The organism is Catenulispora sp. EB89, assembly GCF_041261445.1.
Lineage (GTDB): Bacteria > Actinomycetota > Actinomycetes > Streptomycetales > Catenulisporaceae > Catenulispora.
This window is the reverse complement of sequence record NZ_JBGCCU010000026.1, coordinates 80,381-102,364: the sequence shown is the minus strand read 5'-3', so window position 1 is coordinate 102,364 and position 21,984 is coordinate 80,381. Positions and strand designations below refer to the sequence as shown.

The window sequence follows — 21,984 nt, the reverse complement described above, 5'->3', positions numbered from 1 at the left end:
TCACCCGGACCGCGCCAGCAGATCGGCCAGCTCGGCCCGATGCCGCTTCCCGGTCTTGGTCAGCAGGCTGGCCAGGTGCTTCTCCACGGTTCGCGGCGAGATGTGCAGGACCTCGGCGATCCGCCGGTTCCCGCCGCCGGCCTGGAGCACGGTCAGCACCTCGTACTCGCGGACGGTCACCCCGAGGGACCGCAGCCTGCTGGGAATCTCGGCGCGCCCGCTGCGCCACTGCGGAATCGGGGCGCCGGCGGCCCGCAGCAGGGTGCGGCACGCGTTGGACACGGCGACGTGGCAGTGCACCTGGAAGTACTCGCCTGCCTCCCGCAGCCACGCGGCGACCTCGCCCCAGCCGTCGCGCAGCGCGGCCTCGGAGACCAGCCGCAGCCCCAGATTCCAGGCCAGCCGGTACGGTGCGCCGATGGTCCGGGCGGCCGCAACGGTGGTGGCGGCGGCGCGTCCAGCGCCCCGGCGTCCCAGCTGTACGGCGCCCGCCAGCAGCAGGAACAGCCGGTTCCACAGCGGCGCCCGGGCGGCTCGGGCAAGGATCTCCTCGGCGGGCTCGCCGACCGGCTCGCCGTCGACCGCGGCCAGCAGCAGGTCGATCCCGACCCAGGCGGGCGGCAGCCCGAGGAACCCGGCCGGCTGGCCGACGGCGGCGGCCAGCGCGTCGCGGGCGGCGGGGCGGTCCTCGTCGATCAGTGCGCTGATTGCGCGGGCCAGTGCGAGGCCGTGGCCGGTCAGGCCGCTGTCGCCGCTGCTGCCGCCGCCGCCCTCGCTGCTGCCGCCGCTGTCGCCGCCGGTGCTGCTCCTGCCACCGCTGCCGTCACCGCCGGTGCCGCCACCTCCGCCGCTGCCGCCGCTACCGCCGCTGCTGCTGCCGCCGCCACTGCCACTGCCGCCGCCACTGCTGCTGCTGCCGCCGATGCCGCTGCCGCCACCGCCGCTGCCGGTCCCGCACGTCGTAAAGCGGCGCCAGGCCGCCTCCGCGTCCGTATCCATGTGAGCCGCCGACACCGCGTCCACCAGGGACAGCAGGCGCTGCTGCCCGACCAGCCCGGCCTGGACCGCGACGGCCTCGGCGGGCCCGATGAGCCCGGCCGCCGCGGCGTGATCGCCCCGCAGTACCCGGTCCAGCGCCAGGATCCCGGACGCCGTGCACTGCACCGCCGAGCACCGGCTGCGGCTCGCCTCGGCGGCGACGAGCTCGAGCCGGCCGGTCCCGGCGCCGATCAGCCATTCGTCGATGCCGAGTTCCAGCTGGGCCCGCAGCCGCAGGAACGCGAGCTGGTGCCGTTGCGCGGTGGCGCGCGCGGCACGGAAGGCGCCGGTCGACTCGACCAGGTCGTGCGGCCGGGCCAGCAGGCCGATGAGCAACCACGATTCGCAGGCCACTTCGGGCAGTTCGTGGATCGAGGCGGTGGCCATGGCGTGTCCGGCGAGCGCGCGGGGGCTCGCCGTGCCGTCGGCCGCCGGGCCGAGGCGGAGCAGTTCAGCGTGGACGAGATCGAGCCGCGAGCGCGTCGCCTCGTCCAGGGCGGAACCGATCATGATCGCCCGCGCCGCGTCGGCCTGCGCCAGGCCGGCAGCGCTGTCGCCTCCGAGGGCCGCCGCCTGGGACAGCAGGATCCGCAGGACGACCAGCTCGTCCGGATCCAGCCCGGCGACCTCGAGCTCGTCGACCCGCCGGGCCAGCGCCCCGGCCCGCCGTACCGAACCGCCCTCCACCAGAGCGGACAACAACCACCTCAGCTCCTGCGCGGCACCCCCGGTCAACCCGTAGGCGCGCTCCGCGAGCTCGATCGCCTGTCCGGCATCGCCGAGGCTCAACGCGAGCGCCGCCGCGGCATCGAGGAGCCGCGCGGCGTCCCGGAGCAGAGTGTCGGCATCGGCGTGGGCGCGGCGGATGTGATCGAGTACCCGGGATTTGGCGGTCACCGAGTCCGTATCCGGCGCCACGCGATCACACGCCATCGGGGCACGCTCGGAGGCGGCACGACGGCGCCGAGTCGGCGGCGGGGTGTCGGTGTCGGCGGCCGCCTCGCACGAGCCCGGCGCACCGACTTTGAAAGAATGCTGATATTCGATTCATACCCATACCTTCCTTCGGCATGGATAGCAGCCAAAGTCCTATAACGGTATGTTTTGGGTTTGAAGGCGGCTGTGAAGCTCGGCGTCTGCATCGACCGCTTTTCACCCGAGGATTGCTGAAAAACTCCACTTTTCACCGGTGCGCCGCATGATCGCGGATCAAGGATCATGGCAAGGTGGATCGCGGAAAGGTTCGCGAGCGGGTGGAGGCGCTGTGTCTTCGGAGCGGGACCGCCGTTCAACCGACGCGGACCACGTAGCGGCACCGCCGGCCCGGGTCCGGGACCCGGACGAGAAGTCCGACCCCGTCGAACTCCTCCTCGACATCACCTTCGTCTCCCTCCTCAACCAGACCAGCGGCCTCCTGCTCCACGACGGCGCGAAGGCCGGCACCCTGCACGCGGTGACCCTGCTCCTGGTCACCGTCCTGTTCTGGCAGATGGCGGCCGGCGCCACCGGCATCGTGCCCCTCGACGGCGTCCTGCGGGCGCTCTACCTGGCCAACACCGGCGCCTTCCTGCTCATGGCGGGCTCGGTCCACGAAGCCTTCACTCCCGCCCGCGGCCTGCTCCACGGCCCGCTCCTGTTCGGCTGCGCGACCACGGCCGCCGGCCTGTGTGCGCTCGGCATGTGGATCCACCTCGGCCTGGCCGACCGCCGCTGGCGCGGCAACGCAGGGCTTGTGGTCGCCCTCATGCTGACCATGACCGGCTTCACCTGGATCGCCGTCCTGCACGCGGGCTCCGGGGAGTCCGCCTGGCTCCTGGCCGGCTACGCCGTCGCCATGATCCTGTGCTCGCTGACCGCGATCCCCTTCCCGCGCCGCCTGGGCATCGGATCACGCGTCGACCACTGGGCCATCCACGGCGCCCGCGCCTACCGCGAGCGCTACACGACGGCCTACATCGTCGGCTGCTGCCTGTGCCTGGAGCTGCTGGAGATCGCGGCGCAGCGTGGCATCGGCGGACCAGGCCTGCCGGCCGGCATGCTGCTGCTGTTCGGCGCCTTCATCGTCGCCTGCCTGATGTACTGGCTGTACGAGCCGCTCGTCGACCCGGCGCGCCGCGTCGTGGACCCCCGCAACGTCGCGCTGAGTCAGTCCCGCAAGATGGCGCACAGCCTCGGCGACGTCTACGGCCACATGCTGATGTTCTGCGGGCTGGTCCTGGCCGCCGGAGGGATGCGCACGGCGTTCACGCAGACCGCGGGGCTGGAAGGCGCGCACAAGACCGCCGGGGTCTACGGGGTGTGGGGACCGGCCGTCGACGGTACGGCGCTGGCCTGCTTGTCCGGCGGCATCGCGATGTGCCTGCTGGGACAGGCCCTGTTCTCGGGGCTGACCGTCTGGCGTCCCGACGCGCCGCGGATCTGCGGCGCGTTGTGCGCCGCCGCGTTCTATCCGATGCTTCACGGCCGGCCGGTAGGCGTCGTGGTGTTGCTGCTTCTGGCTTTGGTGGCCGGTGTCTACCTCGTGGACCGACACCGTCGTGCGGCGGCCGCGCACGCGACCGGCCCCCAGCACTCGGTCTGCGGCTTCGAGCTCTTCTTCGACTTCATGACCGCTTTCACCTTCGCGCAGGTGGGAAGCCTGCTGCTTCGACATCCCGGCACCGGCGGCGCGTTGCGTGCGTTGCTCGTCCTGGCTGCCGTCTACTACTGCTGGACGGCGTTCTGCGCCGCCGCGAACGCCGGCCGTGCGGACCACGGACCGCTGCGGCGCCTGCACGTGGCCGCGCTGTTCGGACTGGTGCTGCTCGGTCTGGCGACGCCCGGCGCCTTCGCCGGCACGCATGTCGGCAGCCTGCTGTTGTTGTTCCTCGCGGCGTATCTCGTCGTCCGCCTCGGATCCGCCGCCACGCTGAGCCATCTGGGAGGCGCTGCCGCCACCCGCCGTGCGCTGCTCAGCGCGGGCTGCGGGCTGGGCGCCGCCGGATGCGTGGCCGCGGCGGTGCTGGTCGGCGGTCCGGCCGCGCCGGCGCTGTGGATCGGCGCCGCGGGCTGCGAAGCGGTGGCCGTCGGCGCCGCCGCGCGCGGCCGCAGTGCCGCGTCGGCCGGTCACCTCTCCGAGCGGTTCGCCTTCCTGGTCATCCTCGGGCTGGACATGTCCCTGAACGGTGTCGGCACCAGGTTCGCGGACACGCCGATCGGTCCGGTGCTCATCGCGGTGACGGCTATCGCCCTCGTCATCTGCGTCCTGATGTGGTGGCTGTACTTCGACACGCTGACGCACTACGCCGAGCACCGCCTGCACCACGCGGAGCCGCGTGTCCAGCACCGTTTCCGGCACCTGCACTACGACGGGCTGCATCTCGCGGTCGTGGCCGGCGTCGTGGCGTTCGGCGTCGGGCTGCGGTCCATCGCCGAGGACGTGGCCCGGGACGCGCACCCACCGTGGGGGCCGCGGCTGACCTCGGCCGAGGCGGCGGCGGTCGGGCTCGGGCTGGCCGCGTATCTCGCGGCGTCGTGCGCCATGTGGTTCGGGCTGAAGCGCCGGGCTGTGACGCCGTGGCTGTCGGTCGCCGCGACCGTGGCCGTGCTGCCGCTGGTGGTGGGACGTCCGGTGGTGCCGGCGCTGGCCGTGCTGGCCGGGGCCGCCGCGGTACCCGCGGTGGCGCACGCGATGACGCCGGCGAGCCGCGCGCACCGGCGGGCTGTGCACGAGGAGGTGCGGGCCGTGCATCCGGTCCGGGCACAGGCCGCGTAGCCGACCGCGTGTCGTTCATAAAGGGGACTTGTCAATAGGCGATGATGAAAGATGCCCGCATAGTCACGAGTCACGGGAGCCACCAGGCATGACCGGAATGACCGTCGCCACTCCGACCCGGCTCCGCCGCCTGCCGCAGCCCCCGGGGCTGCCGGGCACGCCGTCGCTGGGCTACGTCCTGTTCGCCACCCGCTGGTTGCAGGCCCCGCTGTACTTCGGCCTGGTGGTGGCGCAGGGCGTCTACGTCTTCCAGTTCTTCCACGAACTGCTTCCGCTGGTGCGGCAGGTGATCGAGGGAAAGCTGGAGGAGAGCGACGTCATGCTCACCGTCCTGAACCTGGTCGACGTGGTGATGATCGCCAACCTGCTGATCATGGTGATCGTCGGCGGCTACGAGACCTTCGTCTCCCGCATCGGCCTGGCTGGCCACCGCGACCAGCCGGAGTGGCTCTCGCACGTGAACTCCAACGTGCTGAAGGTCAAGCTGGCCACCGCGATCGTCGGCATCTCCTCGGTCCACCTGCTCCAGATGTTCGTCAACATCCAGCACACGACCTCGAAGGCGCTGCTCTGGGGCACCGTGGTCCACCTCGCCTTCGTCGTCTCGGCCCTGATCCTGGCGGTGATGGCGCACCTCATCGACCGCCACGACTACGACGACCACCCGGTGGCCGCGGCCGTCGAGCACGACGGCGCCGAAGAGGCACGGGCCTAGACGAGGCCTGGCTGCCGTGACGAGGTGGTCCGAATCCGGCCAGCCTTGGAATTAATAATTGATTAAATCTTGACCACCCCCACCCCCGGCGCAACACTCAGGACGCTGCCAATTCTCTTGCCAGCCTCCTGAGAAAGGCCGCCCCATGATCCGACAACGGCTCCGGCTGCTCGCCGCCGGCTGCGCCGCGTTCCTGGCCGCCGGCTTCCTGGCCGGCGGTGCGCTGGCCGCCCCCGTGCGCGCGGACTCCACCTCGATCACCGTCGACGGCACGCAGAGCGGGCGGACCTTCGACGGCGTCGGCGCGCTGAGCGCCGGCGCCAACTCGCGGCTGCTGTTCGACTACCCCGAACCGCAGCGTTCGCAGATCCTCGACTACCTGTTCAAGCCCGGTTACGGGGCGAGCCTGCAGATCCTCAAGGTCGAGGTCGGCGGCGACACCAACTCCACCGACGGCGCCGAGCCCAGCGCCCAGCACACGCCGAGCGACGCCGACTACAACCGCGGCTACGAGTGGTGGCTGATGGAGCAGGCCAAGGCGCGCAACCCGAACATCAAGTTCGTGGCGCTGGCTTGGGGAGCGCCGGGTTGGATCGGCGTCAACGATCCGGCCAACCCGCATCCCGGCCAGCCGTACTTCTGGTCCAGGGACATGATCGACTACTACGTGCACTGGATCGAGCACGCCAAATCAGACCACGGAATCACCATCGACAGCATCGGCGGCTGGAACGAGCGCGACTACGACAAGACCTGGTACGAGAACTTCCACGCCGCGCTGGTCGCCGCCGGGCTGAGCACCAAAATCATCGCCGCCGACAGCTTCACCTGGAACATAGCGAACGACCTGGCGTCCGACCCCGCCTTCTCCGCCGCGGTGGCCACGGTCGGCATGCACTACCCGTGCGGCTACCTGTCGGCCTACACCTCGTGTTCGAGCCCCGCGGCCGCGCAGAACCTGAAGCAGAATCTGTGGGCCAGCGAGAACGGCTCGGAGGACCTGAACGCCGGTCCGGCCGTGGCGCGGGCGATCAACCGGGACTACATCGACGGGAAGATGACGGCGTACATCAACTGGCCGCCGGTCGCCTCGATCTATCCCGACCAGACCTGGTCCCAGACCGGGCTGATGCTGGCGAACCAGCCGTGGGCCGGGTCGTACCAGCTGGGATCGGCGCTGTGGGCGACGGCCCAGACCACGCAGTTCACCGCGCCGGGCTGGCACTACATCGACAGCGCTTCGGGCTACTTGAGCGGGAGCGGTACCGGCGGCGACCCGCACAGCGGCAGCTACGACACCCTGGCCGCGCCGAACGGCACCGACTACTCGACCATCTTCGAGACGCTGGACGCTCCGGCCGCGCAGACCGTCACCATGACCGTGGCCGGCGGTCTGTCCACCGGGACCGTGCACATCTGGTCCAGCGACTTCACGACCGGTACCTACCTGACTCAGCAGGCTGACATCACCCCGAGCGGAGGCAGGTACACGCTGACCCTCCAGCCGGGCCGGGTGTACAGCGTCACGACCACGACCGGCCAGGGGCACGGCACCGCCGTCGGCAACGCCCGCGCGACCATGGCCCTGCCGTACAGCGACAGCTTCGACGAGTACGCCGCCGGCAAGGAAGCCCGCTACCTCGCCGACCAGCAGGGAGCGTTCGAGACGGTGCCGTGCGCGGGCCGTTCCGGCATGTGCGTGCGGCAGATGGCGACGTCCCAGCCGATCGAGTGGAACTCCGACAGCGACCCGTACGCGCTGCTCGGCGACGTGGACTGGTCCGACTACACGGTCGCCGCCGACGTGGACTTCGAGCAGGCCGGAAGCGCCGAGCTGATCGCCCGGGTCGATGCCCAGGGCGGTTCCCCGGCCCAGCTCGACGGCTACTACCTGGTCGTCGGCAGCGACGGCGGCTGGTCGATCGTGAAGAACAGCGTCAGGAACGGCCGCACGACGCTGGCCGGCGGCACCGTCGCCGCATCCGGCACCGGCGGCTGGCACCACCTGGCGCTCACCGTGCGGGGCTCGACGATCACCGCGGCGATGGACGGTACGACCCTGGGCACGGCCACCGACTCCTCCTACAGCCACGGCCAGATCGGCCTGGGCGCCGGCGGCTACCAGGCGGCGCAGTTCGACAACCTCTCGATCACCCCGACCGGCGGCGACTACGGCCAGATCTGGAACGGCGTGGCCAACGCCAACAGCGGCAAGCTGCTGGAGGTGCCCGGCGGCAGCGCGTCCGACGGCACGAACGTGGATCAGTGGGCTGACACCGGTGCGGGCTGGGAGCGGTGGGGGCTGGTCGGCGACGGCAGCGGCTACGTCAAGGTCGTCAACCAGAACGACGGCAAGGTGCTGGAGGACCCCGCCTTCGCCACCGCCGGCGGGACGATCCTGGATCAGTGGGCTGACAACGGCGGCGCGAACCAGCAGTGGCAGGCCCGGCAGAACGCCGACGGGACCGTCATGTTCGTCAACCGCACCAGCGCGCTGGTGGCCGCGGCCGCCGCCGCGGGGACGGCGAACGGCACGCCGGTGATCCAGTGGAGCGACCTCGGCACCTCCGAGCAGAAGTGGAACCTGGTCGCCGCGCCGGTCCCCGGCCGTACTTACGCCGTGGTCAACCGGGGCAGCGGCCTGGACCTGGAGGTCCCCGGCGGCAGCACGAGCGACGGCACCAAGGTCGACCAGTGGGCCGACCTCGGCGACCCGTGGGAGCGCTGGACGGTGCGATCGGTCGGCGGCGGCTATATCGAGCTGGTCAGCCCCAACAGCGGCAAGGTGCTCGACGACACCTACGGGTCCACGGCGTCCGGCAACCAGTTGGAGCAGTGGACTGACATCGGTGTCGGCAACGAGCACTGGGAACTGGTCCCGACCGGGGACGGCTACTACACGCTGCAGAACCAGACCAGCGGTCTGGTCGCCACCGTGTCGGGGAGCGGCGACGGGGCGATCGTCGTGCAGAGCGGACCGGCTGGGGCCGCCAGCGAATGGTCCTTCACAGTGTCCTGATGAAAAGCGGCCGGGTCCTGTTCGCGGACCCGGCCGACTACTTGACTACCTGTCTACCTGTCTACCTGTCTACCTGCATCTGTCTGACGATCTATCCGACCTTCTTCCAAGGCCCACCGGACGTACCCGGAGCCTGATTCCGTGTGTACCACTGCGCGCGATAGGTCCCGCCCTGGTAAGTGACCTGGTCACCGCTGTGGTAGACCGTGGTCGGGGTCCAGGGGGCGATGCCGTTCGGGCCCGGCGGGGCCTGCTCCTCCCACGGGCCGGTGACGTCGCCGGGGGTCTGGTCGCGGGTGTACCAGTCGGCCTTGAAGGTCTTGCCGTTGTAGACCGCCAGGTCGCCGGCGTTGAAGATGCGCGAGGGCGTCCACTGCGCCGTTCCGGCCTCCGTCAGGACGATCTCCTGCCAGGCGCCGGTCGGGCTGCCGGGGACCTCGTTCTTCGTGTAGTACGAGGCCACGTACTCGTTGCCCTTGTACGAGACCTTCGCCCCGGTGTTGTAGACCGCTGACGCGCTCCACGCCGGCGGCAGGCCGACCGTCACCACCAGCGTCTGGTACGCCGGGGTCAGCAGGTCGCTGCCGGAGTAGCCCACCGACAGCACGTGGTTCCCGGCGGCCAGGCCGACCGGCAGGGTGAACGTGGCCGTGCCGTCGGCCGCCAGGGTGGCGGTCCCGCGCGGCGTGGTGCCTTCCGTCAGGGTGACGGTGCCGGCGGCGGGCAGGCCCGGGGAGCTGACCGTCACCAACACCGCCGCGGCCGTGCCGTACTGCGGCGTGGTGGCCGTGGTGGTGATCGTCGGCGCGATCGGCGTGATGGCGGGGATCGTCAGGCGGCCGGTCGCCTCGACGTTGCCGGCCACGTCGGTCGAGCGGAAGGAGACGGTCTGGTCGGCGAATGTCGGCGGCACCGCGAACGGTGCCGCGTAGTCCGTCCAGGCGCCGCTCCCGACCTGGTACTGCGTCCCGGCCACTCCCGAGACGGCGTCGGTGGCCGTGAGGGTCACCGTCACCGGGGTGATGATGGTCGCCCCCGGCGCGAACGACGCCGTCGTGCTCGGCGCGGTCCGGTCGACCCGCACCGGCACCGAGACCGGGGCGGACGTCACCCCCGCGCCGTCCGTCGCACGGAACTGATACGTCCAGTTTCCGTCCGGTACGGCCAGCGGCGCGCTGTACGGCGTCCAGTCGCCGCCGCCACCCTTGCACTGGATGCTCGGCGCGGCGCCGGCGGTGTCGCCGGTCGCGGCGGCCGAGAGCGTCGGGCCCGAGATGTACCAGCCGTTCTTGCCGTCCGGCGCGCCGGGGCTGACCGAGGTGGTGACGACCGGCGGCGCGTCCGGCGCCGTGATGACGACGGTCGCCGACGCCGTCGCCGTGAACCCGTAGTCGTCCGTGCCGGTCACCGTCACCGGGTAGCTGCCGACCGTGCTCGCGTCGACCTTCGACAGGTCCGTGCCGACCACGCCGTGCACGTTGAGCGCCGCGACGAGGCCGTCGAGCACCGCCGCCTGGGTCAGACCGGGTCCGGCGACCGAGACGGAGGTGTGCGCCAGTGCGATCGTGATGACCGGCACCACCTGCACGGTCACCGCGACCGGGTCCGAGACGTAGCCGTTCTTGGACGCGGTCACCAGCACCGTGTAGTAGCCGACCGTGCCGAAGTCGACGTGGCTGGAGTCGACGGCGACGGCCGCGCCGACGGTGTCCGACGTGGCGCCGATGGCAGCGCTCAGGGCGTCGGCGCCGGGGCCGTGGCCCGCCTGGTACACCAGCGAGTTCTTGGCGACGCCGACCACCGGGGCCGGAGTCGTCGCCAGCGGCGTCCCGAGCGTGAACGTGGTGACGACCGCCTTGTGGTCGCTGGTCCATGCGTTCGCGTTGACGTCGGTCGCCGAAGGCCACCCCGCCACGAGCGTGTCGGACCCCAGCACGTGCAAATCAGCACCTGCATAGTCGACGTAGTCGATCCGGTCCTGCGGCTCGGCGGCGCCGGTGGCCGGGTTCGTCGCCACGATCGGCGACCACGTGTTGCCCGGAGCGGCTGCCGGATCGGCGTTGGCCGCCCGGAAGGAGTCCGTCAGGCCCGCTCCCGCCAGCGCGTCCGGCACCGGCCAGTCGACCGCGCCGACCGCGCAGTGCGAGGCGGCGGTGGCGGCGGTCCAGTCGGCGGCCGACGGCGAGGCGAGGTCGCCGAGGAACAGCACCGGAGTGGTCCCGGCCGCGGCGACGTCCGGCTTGATCTCGCCGGCGATCGCCTGGGCCTGTGCGTAGCGGGTGCTCGCCTGCTCCGCGGCCACGATCGCCGAAGCGGTGGTCCCGGGCGTCGCGCAGGCCTGCTCCGGACCGTAGGCGGTCTCGTCGAGCGCCGCGTCCCACACTCGGACGTTCCGCCCGCCGACGTCGACCGTCACGCCGACCGCGGGACTGGCGCTGCTCGCGGCCACGACACCGGAGGAGGAGATCGGATACGCCGAGACGATGCCGAGACCGCCGGCACCCTCGTAGTCGTACCAGCCGAGAGCCTGCGCGATCTGGTGCGCGACCTTGCCGCCGTCCTCCTGGACGCCGACGACGTCCAACCCGTTGGACGCGATGACCGTCAGGTCCTTCAGCAGCGAGTCGTCCACGTGCGTGCCGGCGTCCCAGAGGTTCCAGGTCGCCGCGGCCAGCTGCGGAGCGTCCCCGGCGGCCAGGACCGGTACCTCGACGGTGATCGACGACGTCACGGTCCCGTCGGTGGCCTGCACGGTGATCGTGCCAGGGTGCTGGGGCGCGGTGCCCGGCGCCGTGCCGCTCACCACACCGTGCGCGTCCACGGTCAGCCAGGAGTCACCGCCGGTCTTCGTGTACGAGGTGACGGCGTCGCCGTTCCACAGCCCGGCCAGCGGCTGCGACACCGCCGCGCTCACCCTGGCCTGCGGCGCGTGGAAGGTGTCGGTGACGAAGCCCGCGGCCACGGTCGGCACCGGCGGCTGCACGTCGACCGTCGACTCGTCGGGCAGCGCGCCGGCGGCCGGCTTGGTGGCGCTGTAGTCGTTGGCGATCTGCGCCGGCGTCAACGCCTGGTTGTAGAAGTCGAAGTCACTGACCAGGGCGTCCACGGACGCCGGGTAGGCGCCGGTGCCGTCCTGGCCGATGGTGAACGGCAGACCGGAGTTGAAATTGGTCGCCGAGGTGATCTGGCCGGCCGAGGACGTGGTGAACAGCGCGCCGTCGACGTAGTAGCTCATGGTCTGCGCGCCGCGGTCGACGACCACGGTGAGGTAGTGCCAGTTGCCCTGCAGGGTGGTCGGGCTCGTCGCGGAGTACTGACGCGTGACGTTGACCGGCTGGCCCCAGCAGGTGCGCGTCGTGGAGGTGCCGGAGATGTGGTAGAGCGAGATCCCCGCGTCGTAGCACGCGCCGGCGTCCTGGTTGCTCACCAGCGTGGTGTCGGAGGTCTCGCCGTACTCGCCCCACCAGGTGGAGAACGAGAAGCTGCCCGAGCCGTCGGTCAGACCGGCCACCTTCGGCAGCTGCACGAAGTTGCTGCCGCCGCTGACGTGCGCGACCAGGCCTGAGGAGAGCTTGCCGTACGTCGCAGTACCCTTCCACGCGCCGTCGTTGCCCTGCCCGGAGCTGTCGGTCACGACGCCGTTCTTGTCGGCGGCGAAGTCGTAGGAGACCACCGGGGCGACGGTGTCGCCGGGCGCGCGCAAGCGTCCCCAGACGGCGTAGAGCGTGACCGTTCCGCCGGCCGCCGGTGTCAGGTTGCTGACACTCTGGCCTCCGGTGTACGCCACCTTGCCGGCCGGCGTGGTCGCCCAGCCGAGGAAGCCGTAGCCGGTGCGGGCGAATCCGTTCGCGGTCAGGGCCGCGCTCCGGCCGTAGGTGAGCTGCTGCGCGGCGGTCGTCCCGCCGGTCGCGCCGTTGCCGTCGAAGGCGACAGAGTACTGATTCGGCGACGAGACGGCCTTGAGGACCACGTTCCCCGAGGGCATCGTGAAGGTGCCGTCGGCACCGACCGTCAGACCCGCGGGGGAGACGACCTGCCAGGCCGAGGAGTAGCCGGTCGCCGGGGTCGCGGTCAGGGTGACCGTGGAGCCGGGGGTGACCCAGCCGGCCGAAGCATCAGTGCTCGAACTCACGGCGACGTGGCTGTCGCCGGTCTCGGTCACCTGGAACGACCCGGCCGGAGCCCATCGGGCGTAGAGGGTGACGGTGCCGTTGGCGGCGGTGCTGAGGTTCTTGACGCTCGCCTGGTCGGCGTAGGTCAGCGCGCCGGTCGGCGTCGTGCTCCAGCCGATGAACTGCTTGCCGGTGAACGTGAACCCGTTCGCGCTCAACGGCGCGGCCTGGTCGTAGGTCATCGTCTGCGAGGCGGTCGCGCCGCCGTCCGCGCCGTTGCCGTTGTAGGCGACGGTGTAGGTGTTCGGCGTGAACGTGGCCTGGACGGTGACCGGGCTGCCCGGTGCGGTGAAGGTGCCGTCGGCGTTGACCGTCAGGGTGGGCGGCGTCACCGGGACCCACGCGTTGAACGTATAGCCGGCGGCCGGGGCCGCGGTCAGCGTGTCGGTCACGCCGGCGGCCGGGGCCAGGACGGCGGCGGTGCCGGAGCCGTGGCCGTCGTCGGTGACGGTCACCGGGAAGTGGGTCGCCGGGTTGGTCGCGGCGTAGTCGGCGGCGATCTGGTCGGCGCCGATGGCCTGGTTGTAGAAGGTGAAGTCGTCGACGAGCGCGTCGTCGGTGGCGCTGTAGGCACCGGTGCCGTCCTGGCCGATGCGGATCGGGTTGCCGGAGGCGAAGTTCGCGGCGACGGTTCCGGAGATCGTCGACGTGGACGAGGCCAGGACGCCGTCCACGTAGTAGCTGTAGGTGTGCGCCGTGCTGTCCTCGACCACCGCCAGGTAGTGCCAGCCGTTCTGGATCGAGGCGGTGCGGGTCGGGCTGTAGGTGCGGGTGCCGTTGACGCCGAAGCACGAGCGCTGCTGGTAGGTGCCGCTGAGGTGGTAGAAGGCGAAGCCGGCGTTGGTGCAGGCGGCGAAGTCCTGGTTGGCGACCAGCGGGGCGTCGGCCGTCTCGGCGGTGTCGTACCACCAGGTCTCGAAGGCGAAGCTGCCCGCGCCGTCGGTCTGGCCGGCGACCTTCGGCAGGGTCAGGAAGTTCTTGCCGGCGCTGATGTGCATCGCCTTGCCCGACACGCCGGCGGCGTAGGACGGGGTGCCGCTCCAGGTGCCGTCGTTGCCGTGGCCCGAGCGGTCCGGGACGGTGGTGCCGGTCGTGCCGGTCGTACCCGTCGGAGCGGCGTTGTCGAAGTCGTAGGACACCACCGGCAGGACGGCGTCGCGCGAGTCGTACGTCGGGTCGGCGGAAGCCGCGGGCGCCAGGCCCAGGGCCAGGCTGGCGACCGCGAGGGCGGTGGAGACGGCGGCGGCGGTGATGCGCCGTAACGCTTGTGGTGCACCTGTGGAGGTGCGTGGCCGAACGGCCATGAAGGGCTCCAAGAAAACGAGTCGGGTGGCGGAATCAGGCGGCGGTCTGCATCACAGGGCGGTCTGCGCGATGCGTCCCGCGTACCGGTGGTTCCAGCCGGTGCCGGTGTCGGCGGTCATGACGACGTCGTAGTAGCCGTCGGCGGTGGGCCAGGAGACCTTCGTGGACCCGCCCGGCGCGACCCAGAAGCTCTGGGTGCCGCCGACGTGGTCGTTGGCGGTCAGGGTGTAGTGGACCTGCTGGCGGCCGTCGTTGTGCAAGGTGATGGCCACGCTCGGGGCGGCGCCGGTGACCAGCGCGACGTCCACGCGCGGCACGCCGGCGTTGTTCTGCCCGGCCGGCAGCACGGTGCCGGCGTGGGAGCGGACGAAGCCGTCCGGACCGTAGATCGAGAAGGCGTAACGGCCCTGATACGCCGAGGCGTCCCAGGTGTAGGAGCGCGGCGCGGCGGCGGTGACGGTGAACGGCGTGTTGGCGAACGCCTTGTACTTGTCGGGGAAGACTTGCAGGCTCACGGCCTTGCCGGCCGGACCGCCGGCCAGGGTCATGGCCGCCGTGACCTTGCCGGTGGCGCGGTCCTCGGAGAACGTGCCGTGCGGGTGGAAGGACAGCGGACGCGGGCGCAGCGGCGGGTAGTCGTTCCACTGGTCGTCGGCGGGCACCTGGGTGGCGATCGTGCCGCCGGCCCGGGCGATCGCGACCAGCGCCGCGGTGTCCGGCAGCGAGGGCGTGCCCAGGACCGGGTGCGCGAAGTCGATCGCGCTGGTCAGGTCGCCGCTGATGGCCCGGCGCCAGCCCGTGATGGTGGTGCTCTGCGCGGGGGTGCCCATCGCGGCCGTCCACACTTCGAGGAAGCGGATGACCGAGGTGTGGTCGAAGACCTCGGAGTTCACCCAGCCGCCGCGGGTCCACGGCGAGACCAGCATCATCGGCACGCGCGCGCCGTAGCCGAGCGGGGTGCTCCCGGAGTACTCGCTCGCGGTACCGGGCTCCGGGAACGGCGGCAGGACGTGGTCGAAGTAGCCGTCGTTCTCGTCGAAGTTGAGGATCAGCAGCGTGTGGTTCCAGATGTCGGGGTTGCCCTGCAGGGCCTGGATCACGCGGTCGGTGTAGTGGGCGCCGTGCTCGGGGTTGGCCGAGGGGTGCTCGGACCACTCGTACGGCGCGACGATCCAAGAGACCTGCGGCAGCGGGTACTGCGCGCCGGGGGCGCAGGCGGCGATGAAGTCCTTCAGGACGCCGTTGAGGTTGGTGTCGCTGTCGTCGTTGGGCAGGCCGTCCGGCGCGTACGAGAAGGAGTTGGCGCGCCACACCAGGCCGGTGCCGGGGGCGGTCTTCACCGGGTCGGCGAGGTTCGCCGCGCTCGGGGTGAAGGTGGAGAAACCGCGGATCGGGCTGTCCTCGTAGTCGCCGCGCCAGCCGTCGCCGTTGTTGTTGTCGGTGTAGACGCGCCAGGAGACCCCGGCGTTCTGCAGCGCCTCGGGGTAGGTCTGCCAGCCGCGGTTGCCCGAGGTCTCGCCGCCGTTGGCGGTGACGCCGTTCGAGGTGCCGGTCCACAGGTAGAGGCGGTTCGGCGTGGTCGGGCCCATGATCGAGCAGTGGTAGTTGTCGCAGAGGGTGTAGTTGCTGGCCAGCGACCACTGCCAGGGGATCTCCTCGCCCGTGAGGTGGTTCATGGTGGCGCTGCCCTTGGCCGGGACCCAGTTGTTGTACCGGCCGCCGTTCCAGGCGGCGGTGCCCGAGCCGTAGCCGTGGTCCAGGCCGGTGGTGGTCTGGGCGACGGTGGTGACGTGGTTCGGCTTGACCACGCCGGAGCCGTTGGGCTGGGAGAAGACGTCGGTGCCGTTCGGGAAGCGCAGGGCCTGCTTGTCGTCGAAGCCGCGGACGCCGGGCATCGCGCCGTAGTAGTGGTCGAAGGCGCGGTTCTCCTGCATCAGGATCACGACGTGCTTGAGGTCGGCCATGGAGCCGGTGAAGCCTTCGGGGAGGACGTAGGTGGCGCCGGTCTTCCCGGCGGCGCTTCCCGCGACGCCGGTGGTGGTGGCGGCGCCGGCGCTGTCGGTGGCGGCCCAGGCGGCGCCGCCACCGGCCGCGGCGGTCGCGCCGCCGAGCAGCCCCATGGCTTTGAGCATCCCGCGTCGCGACAGACCCGATCGCAGAATCTGCTCCGGGACCTGGATTTCCTGGGGCTCGTGGTCGGTGGTCATCGAACACTCCTGGTGCGGGTGAGCTGGCACGGGCTTACAGGCGCCGATGAAAAGCGGATCGGGTGAATGCCCTGTGAACAGGGCCCGTCGCGTCGTGGACGCGGACCGCGCGCGGCCCGATCCGGTCGCCGACTGCGCGCACTGGGCCGCGCCCGGCGGCCGCGCCGCTACCTGCCGTGGTCAGTCGCGCGGCGAGAGCAACGTCCGCGTGGCGTCGCCGGCCCGGACGTCGAAGGCCACGGCGTCGGCGGCGTAGCGGTCGACCGCGACCTCGACGACCCGGCCGGCGGGCGTCACGCTCGTCCGGCTGACCTGCAGCAGCGGACTCGACCGGCGGACGTCCAGCAACCGCGCGTCGGCGCTGGAGGCGGCGATCGCCTCGATGCGGTGCTCGCCCAGCAGGACCGGGACGCCGGCGGCCTCGAGCGCGTCGAAGATGGAGGGGACGTCGTCGGGCAGCCCGGCCACCACCGAGGCCACCCACGGCGCCCACGTGGAGCGCTCGGCCATGGCGGGGCGCCCGTCGAGCGCGCGCACCCGGACGAAGCGCAGCACCTGCTCGCCCTGGCCGATGCCGAGCAGCCGCGCCTCCCGACCGGTCGCACCGCCGGTCTCCCGCCCCACGATCCGGCTGCCGAACCCGCGGCCCTGCTCGGTCGCCCACCGCGAGAACGAACGCAGCTCGCCCACGGTCTGCACCTGGTGTCCGGCATGCACGACCCACCCGGAATTCGGCCGCGACACCAGCACCCCGCGCCGGGCCAGCGCGGCCAAGGCGGTCCGCACCCGAGCGCGCGTGGTGCCGTACCCGTCGGCGAGCGCCTGCTCACTGGGCAGCCGCCGCCCGGCGGGGTACTCGCCGCCGGCGATGCGCCGTTCGAGATCGGCGGCGATCTCGGCGGGTTCCCTCCCCGGGCTCCCCGAAGCCGGACCGGTGGGCGTCACGAGGCACGTCCTGGTTGATGATCGGTTTTGCGTTCGTACGGGGGGAGGCTACCGGACGGGGGTTGCGGGGCGGGGCCGGAGACGTTCCGCGGGCCCCGGCCAGCAGCGTTGCGGCCTCAAGCCTCGGTGACGTCGTCCAGGCGGATCGAGGCCCCGCGCCTGCCGATCAGCGGGATCTTCCCGACCACGCCGTCGGCCTCGACCACCGCGCGCATGCTGAGCTCCGCGCCGATGGCCGTGGCCGCCGCCGGGAGGGTGAGCAGCAGGCGCAGCTGGCGGTCCAGGTGCAGGGGGCTTCCGTCGCGGGCGGTGAAGTCCCAGATCGCATAGGTCAGGTCGATGCCGGAGGACGTGACGGTGGGGTAGTACACGTCCTTCTCGGTGGTGTAGGTGCCGGCGGCGTCCGCCTTGATGGGCAGGTGCGTGGTGCTGAAGGACAGGCCGCCGTGGTAGGTGGTGGTGATCTTCACCGGATGGTCGCTGATCTTCTCGCGCGGCACCAGATCGCTGATTTTCGCGCCGGCGGTGCCGGAAAGGTCGATCGTGACGTGGACCCAGCGGAAGTGGCACGAAGGGTGCGCGTGGGCGACGCAGCGCAAGGGGACGTCGACGACGTCCAGCCCCTGGTGCGCGTCGGGGTGCCGGGTGGCCTTGTCCCGGACCAGCGCCAAGCGGTTCGCGCGCGCGAGCAGCCGCACCTGCTCGTCGACGGCGGCCGAGTCGGCGCGTTCGGTGACCGCGTCGTCGTCGACGTCCAGGGCCATGTCGGCCCAGACCGACTCGCCCGGTCCGGTCACGGAGTCGAACACTGATTCAGTCATGGTGGCTACCTCCACGAGCCGACGGGGACGAAACCGCCCCAGTGGTAAAGATGGTCCAGGCCGGGCCGGGACCGGATGTCGAGGACCGCGCCGCGCAGCGCGTCGGCCGGGCCGAGGCCCGCCGCTCCTGCCGCTCCCGCCGTTCTCGCCGTCCCTGCCGTTCCCGGCGTGCCGGTGCGCAGCCGGTGGAAGGCGGTGAGCAGCTCGCGGGTCGAGTCGTCGGCGACCCGCCACTGGCTGGCGAGGATCGTGGTCACCCCGCTGAGCAACAGGGCCCTGATGAACCCGGCGTGTTCCTCGCCGGGCAGCTGCTCGCTGACACCGGTCTGGCATCCGCTCAGCACCACCAGCCGCGCGGCGCTGCGCACCGGCAGCAGATCGGCGGCGCGCAGCGTGGCCCGGTCGGCGAGTTCCATGAACGAGTCGAATCCGTCGGCGGCCGAGACGCGGCCGTGCCCGGCGATGTGGACCACGGCGGCGGAGGCGAGCGCGGCCAGGACCGGTTCACGGCGGACGTCCGGCCCGAGCACAGGCTTCACGCCGAGCTGGCGTGCCACGTCCACGGCCTCCTGGCGCGCGCTGGGAAGCGTGCCGCGCGGGTCGCCGAAGACGGCTGCCGTCCGCTCCGGCCCACGGCCGCCGGTGAGGGTGTGCCGCAAGGCCGCGGCTGCCGGGATGTAGCACACGGGGTTGCGCACGATCAGTGGCACGTCGTCGATCGGAAGCGTGTGCAGCGGAAGGTCGTTCAACGCCCCGTGCGGGGCGAGGTAGACCACGTCGTCGGGCCGGGCGAAGGCCGCCAACGGTTCGACGAGCCCTGCGAAACGGTGCCATGCGGCCAGCCCGCCGTCCGCCAGGTCCTGCGCCATCATCCGCACGCCGCCGGGAACGCCGAACGTGACCCCCGCGAAGCTCCGCAGCGCGGCGTGGTCCAACGGCACGTCCACGACGTGTGGCCGGCTGTGCCGCGGCGAGGCGAGGAACATCAGGGTTCGTCGCGGCGTGCACAGGTACTGGGCCAGCACGATGCGGCGCCCGGTCGCGGCTTCCTCCGCTTCCAGCAGGGCCCTGATTTCGCCGAACTCCGCGGGCGCCGAGCGCTTCGCGGCGAGTCGGCGGGCTTCCGGAGTCGTCCGTGCGGCGTCGGCGTCATTGGTGTCCTCGGTGTCCTCGGTGGCATCGGCCCGCGGCGGCTCGCCGAGCGCGTCGAGCAGGGCGCGTCCCTTCGCCCGCTCCAGCCACAGCCACGCGGCGGCGCCGTCCCCACGCACGTCCCAGGCCAGCTGGAACGCCTGCTCGTAGAACGTCTGCTTGTCGGCCGCGAAGGACGACCAGACCTGCTGTCGGCGTCCGGCTGCGCCGTGTTCCGAGGAGCGGCGCAGATAGTCGATCTCCTCCGACACGGTCTCCAGCAGCTCCGATGCCCGGGCGACACGTTCCTCGAGGCTCGGCGACACTCCGTCCGGATGGGGCCAGCGCAGGGCCTCGATATCGCACAGCGCGCGATGGAACGTCACCTGCCACACGAAGGGACGCAACCCCGTCTGCCGGTAGAGGTCGAGGGACTTCTCCAGCCGGTCCGCAGCGATGTCGTACGTCTCGGGGCCGGCCCTTCTCGCCACGGTGATGAGCGTCAGACCCTGGTGGCACAGGATCGCCGCGAGCTGAGGGAGCAGACCGCAGGTCCGCGCGACGTGTTCGGCCCGGGTCAGCCAGTGGCCGCACTGGTCCCAGTCCGCGGCGAACATCGCCGCCTGACCGCGGAACTCGTACAGGTTGACGAGTTCGCTGCGTGCCGCCAGCGTGCGCTGAGCGGACAGGATCGCCTCGGCCTTGTCGAAGTCGCGCAGAACCGCGTCGTCGACGAGCGGCACGGCCCCGGCGGCGTGCCGGGCGACCACCCGGCCCCAGGCGGCCTGTGCCAGGTAGCGGCTCTGTTCGGCAAACGTCTCCGCGTCCTGGGCCAGGTCCGCCGCCTGCGCGAGCAACGCCGCGGCCCGGTCGGGGTCCTCGGTGGTCAGCAAAGTGGCCGCCACACTCAGCGCTTCGGTGAGGGCGAACGTCGCGCCGGTCTCGGCAAGTGTCGCCACGACCGTCTCCAGGCGTTCGAGCGCCTCGGCTTTCAGCCCCACCGAGCTCGCCGTCGTCGCGGCCAGGACCAGGCTCGCCAGCGGGAACGCCCCCGCACCGTCGCCACTCCCTGCGACGCGACCGCTGCTCTCCAACAGCGGCCCCGCGATCCCGGCTTCCCCGGCGCGCAGGGCGTCGTGCGCCTCGCCCAGGGCCCGCACCTCGATGCCGAGCGTGACCCCGCTGGCCAACGCCAGAATCCCCGCCCGCTCCGACGCACGCCGGGCCGCGTCGGGGTCGCCGCGCAGCGTGTGCCACGTGCTCAGCGCGGCCCACACCGGCTGCTCGCCCAAGGGATTGTCGGCCTCGGCGAAGCCCCGCGCCGCCGTCTCGGCGAACGCCAGCCCGTCCTCGGACCCGTAGGCCAGAAGCAGCAGCCCGACGGCCGAGGCGACCTTCGCCTCCCCGAACGCGTGCCCCGCCGCCGCGAAATCGGCCTCGGCCCCTTCGAACTCGGCGACCATCGGCGCGAAGTCGTACCCCGAGGGGTCGTCCAGGAAGTCGCGGAACGCGAGCGCGGCCACCGCGAGCCGAACTTCGGCCGCGGCGATTCGCAGCCCGTGCGTGCGCGCCAACGTCCCGGCCCTGTGCAGCAGCTCCAGAGCAGTCGCGCGTTCAGCGGCCCGACCGGCCGCACCGATCGCCGCCGCCCGGCGCAACGTGTCGGCCGCGTCCCGGACCAGACCGGTGGACCGGTAGACCTCGGCGGCGTGTGCCATCCGACGCATGCTCTCGACCCGCGAATCAGTACCCTTACCACCCCGCACCTGCCGCACGGTCCAGGCCCGGGCGCTCAAATCGACCGCCAGCGCCGCCACGGGGCCGTCAGGGCTCGCGGCGGCGCCGGCGCACAGCCGGTCGAACTCGTCGAGCCGCGCCATCACATCGGCATCCGGCTCGGCGTACAAGGCCAGGAACTCGCTCCACAACCCGAGACGGCAGCCGGGATCCGCATCCGAGAGCAGCCGTCGTGCCATCTCATGGGCGTCGCGGACGTAGCCCTGCTCGAACCGATTCCGCACGCACAACAGATCGACTTCACCCCGGGCCGCCGAGCCGGCCGCGACCTCCCCGACGACGACCTCCTCGGCCGCGCGCGCGAGTTCAGCGTGGCGTCCTTGCTCCGCCAGAACCCTGAGACGCTCCAGGTCGGTCACCCGCGTCATGGTACGCCGCCGGTGTCCGCATCGGCGGCGATGAGATCGACAAGAAGAAACACCTCACGAATTGTGCCGAATCGTCGGCGCCCTGACGGATGGCGGAAAAGGCTCCAGAAAGCCATAACCGAGCGGTTGCCCGCCAACCCGCACATAGGTCGGGGGCGCCAAGTTCTGCATCCTTTGGCCGGAAACAGCCAATAGCCATATGCGGAAGCCACGATAATCGTTATCAAGCGACACCTGGGTTCGAACGGCGCCCCGGAAGGCATAGCCGGGCATTCATTAGGGGTAATCCCTGCTGTTCTGCCATGGCGCCAACCTGGCGCTCCCGCCGCGTGCACCGGTCGCCGATCGCTGCGTACGGTCGATCATCCGCAGCTCAACCCGGGTGTATCTGGGGCCGTGCGGACGGCTCCGGGCAGCTCGGAGTCGCGGCGGTGATGTGCGGGTGCTGATGGAATCCGCACCCGGCCGTCCGTCAGATCCCTCAAGATCTGCTTTTTCGTACGGCCCGGCCCGTGGCATATTTCTTTTGACAATGATCGATTGGCGCGGCGGCTTCGGAACATGGATCTTGGCGCGCCTTGCGGGTATTGCCAGCGGTGGTATGGTCTCACTTCCGAGTTCGGTGTAACTTTCGGTGTGCCAAGTCTGGGCTGGGCTTATGGCATTCGGGTTGTAGGGGGTTGGATGCCGCTCTTTCGTGTTCTCCGGGCAT

At 71.5% G+C, this 21,984-nt stretch carries 9 protein-coding genes; 3 read left to right on the top strand and 6 right to left on the bottom strand.

Features of this window, described 5'->3' with window-relative positions; translation table 11 throughout:
* Entirely contained in the window at window positions 1-1,935 is a 1,935-nt protein-coding gene (locus ABH920_RS39235; RefSeq protein ID WP_370354377.1) for a LuxR C-terminal-related transcriptional regulator, read from the bottom strand.
* Between the two features lie 367 nt (window positions 1,936-2,302).
* Between ABH920_RS39235 and ABH920_RS39230 the strand changes: the two genes are divergently transcribed.
* The 3 genes from ABH920_RS39230 (at window position 2,303) to ABH920_RS39220 (ending at window position 8,526) form a co-directional block, all read left to right on the top strand.
* Window positions 2,303-4,792 carry a low temperature requirement protein A gene (locus ABH920_RS39230; RefSeq protein WP_370354376.1) on the top strand — a complete coding sequence of 830 codons (2,490 nt, stop codon included), beginning with the start codon at window positions 2,303-2,305 and terminating at the stop codon, window positions 4,790-4,792.
* Between the two features lie 88 nt (window positions 4,793-4,880).
* Entirely contained in the window at window positions 4,881-5,507 is a 627-nt protein-coding gene (locus tag ABH920_RS39225) for a TIGR00645 family protein (RefSeq protein WP_370354375.1), read from the top strand.
* A gap of 145 nt (window positions 5,508-5,652) precedes the next feature.
* Window positions 5,653-8,526, top strand: a complete 2,874-nt coding sequence (locus ABH920_RS39220) for an RICIN domain-containing protein (protein WP_370354374.1) — start codon at window positions 5,653-5,655, stop codon at window positions 8,524-8,526.
* A gap of 91 nt (window positions 8,527-8,617) precedes the next feature.
* On the opposite strand, the gene ABH920_RS39215 is transcribed toward ABH920_RS39220, so the two are convergent.
* The 5 genes from ABH920_RS39215 to ABH920_RS39195 all read right to left on the bottom strand — a co-directional run bounded on the left by ABH920_RS39215 (window position 8,618) and on the right by ABH920_RS39195 (window position 21,263).
* Window positions 8,618-14,002 (bottom strand): carbohydrate-binding protein, encoded by a 5,385-nt coding sequence (locus ABH920_RS39215; protein ID WP_370354373.1) that lies wholly within the window; start codon window positions 14,000-14,002, stop codon window positions 8,618-8,620.
* A 51-nt stretch (window positions 14,003-14,053) separates the two neighbouring features.
* The gene (locus ABH920_RS39210; RefSeq protein WP_370354372.1) at window positions 14,054-16,210 is read right to left on the bottom strand and encodes an alkaline phosphatase family protein; all 2,157 of its coding nucleotides are present in this window, start codon (window positions 16,208-16,210) and stop codon (window positions 14,054-14,056) included.
* A gap of 180 nt (window positions 16,211-16,390) precedes the next feature.
* Window positions 16,391-17,155, bottom strand: a complete 765-nt coding sequence (locus ABH920_RS39205; protein WP_370354371.1) for a GntR family transcriptional regulator — start codon at window positions 17,153-17,155, stop codon at window positions 16,391-16,393.
* 116 nt (window positions 17,156-17,271) lie between these two features.
* Entirely contained in the window at window positions 17,272-17,976 is a 705-nt protein-coding gene (locus ABH920_RS39200) for a hypothetical protein (protein WP_370354370.1), read from the bottom strand.
* 5 nt (window positions 17,977-17,981) lie between these two features.
* Window positions 17,982-21,263 carry a CHAT domain-containing protein gene (locus ABH920_RS39195; RefSeq protein ID WP_370354369.1) on the bottom strand — a complete coding sequence of 1,094 codons (3,282 nt, stop codon included), beginning with the start codon at window positions 21,261-21,263 and terminating at the stop codon, window positions 17,982-17,984.
* Window positions 21,264-21,984: the final 721 nt, after the last annotated feature.

Coding starts and splice junctions, on each gene's coding strand:
- ABH920_RS39225 (WP_370354375.1), top strand. CDS start 4,881: ATGACCGGAATGACCGTCGCCACTCCGACCCGGCTCCGCCGCCTGCCG.
- ABH920_RS39220 (WP_370354374.1), top strand. CDS start 5,653: ATGATCCGACAACGGCTCCGGCTGCTCGCCGCCGGCTGCGCCGCGTTC.
- ABH920_RS39215 (WP_370354373.1), bottom strand. CDS start 14,002: ATGGCCGTTCGGCCACGCACCTCCACAGGTGCACCACAAGCGTTACGG.
- ABH920_RS39210 (WP_370354372.1), bottom strand. CDS start 16,210: ATGACCACCGACCACGAGCCCCAGGAAATCCAGGTCCCGGAGCAGATT.
- ABH920_RS39200 (WP_370354370.1), bottom strand. CDS start 17,976: ATGACTGAATCAGTGTTCGACTCCGTGACCGGACCGGGCGAGTCGGTC.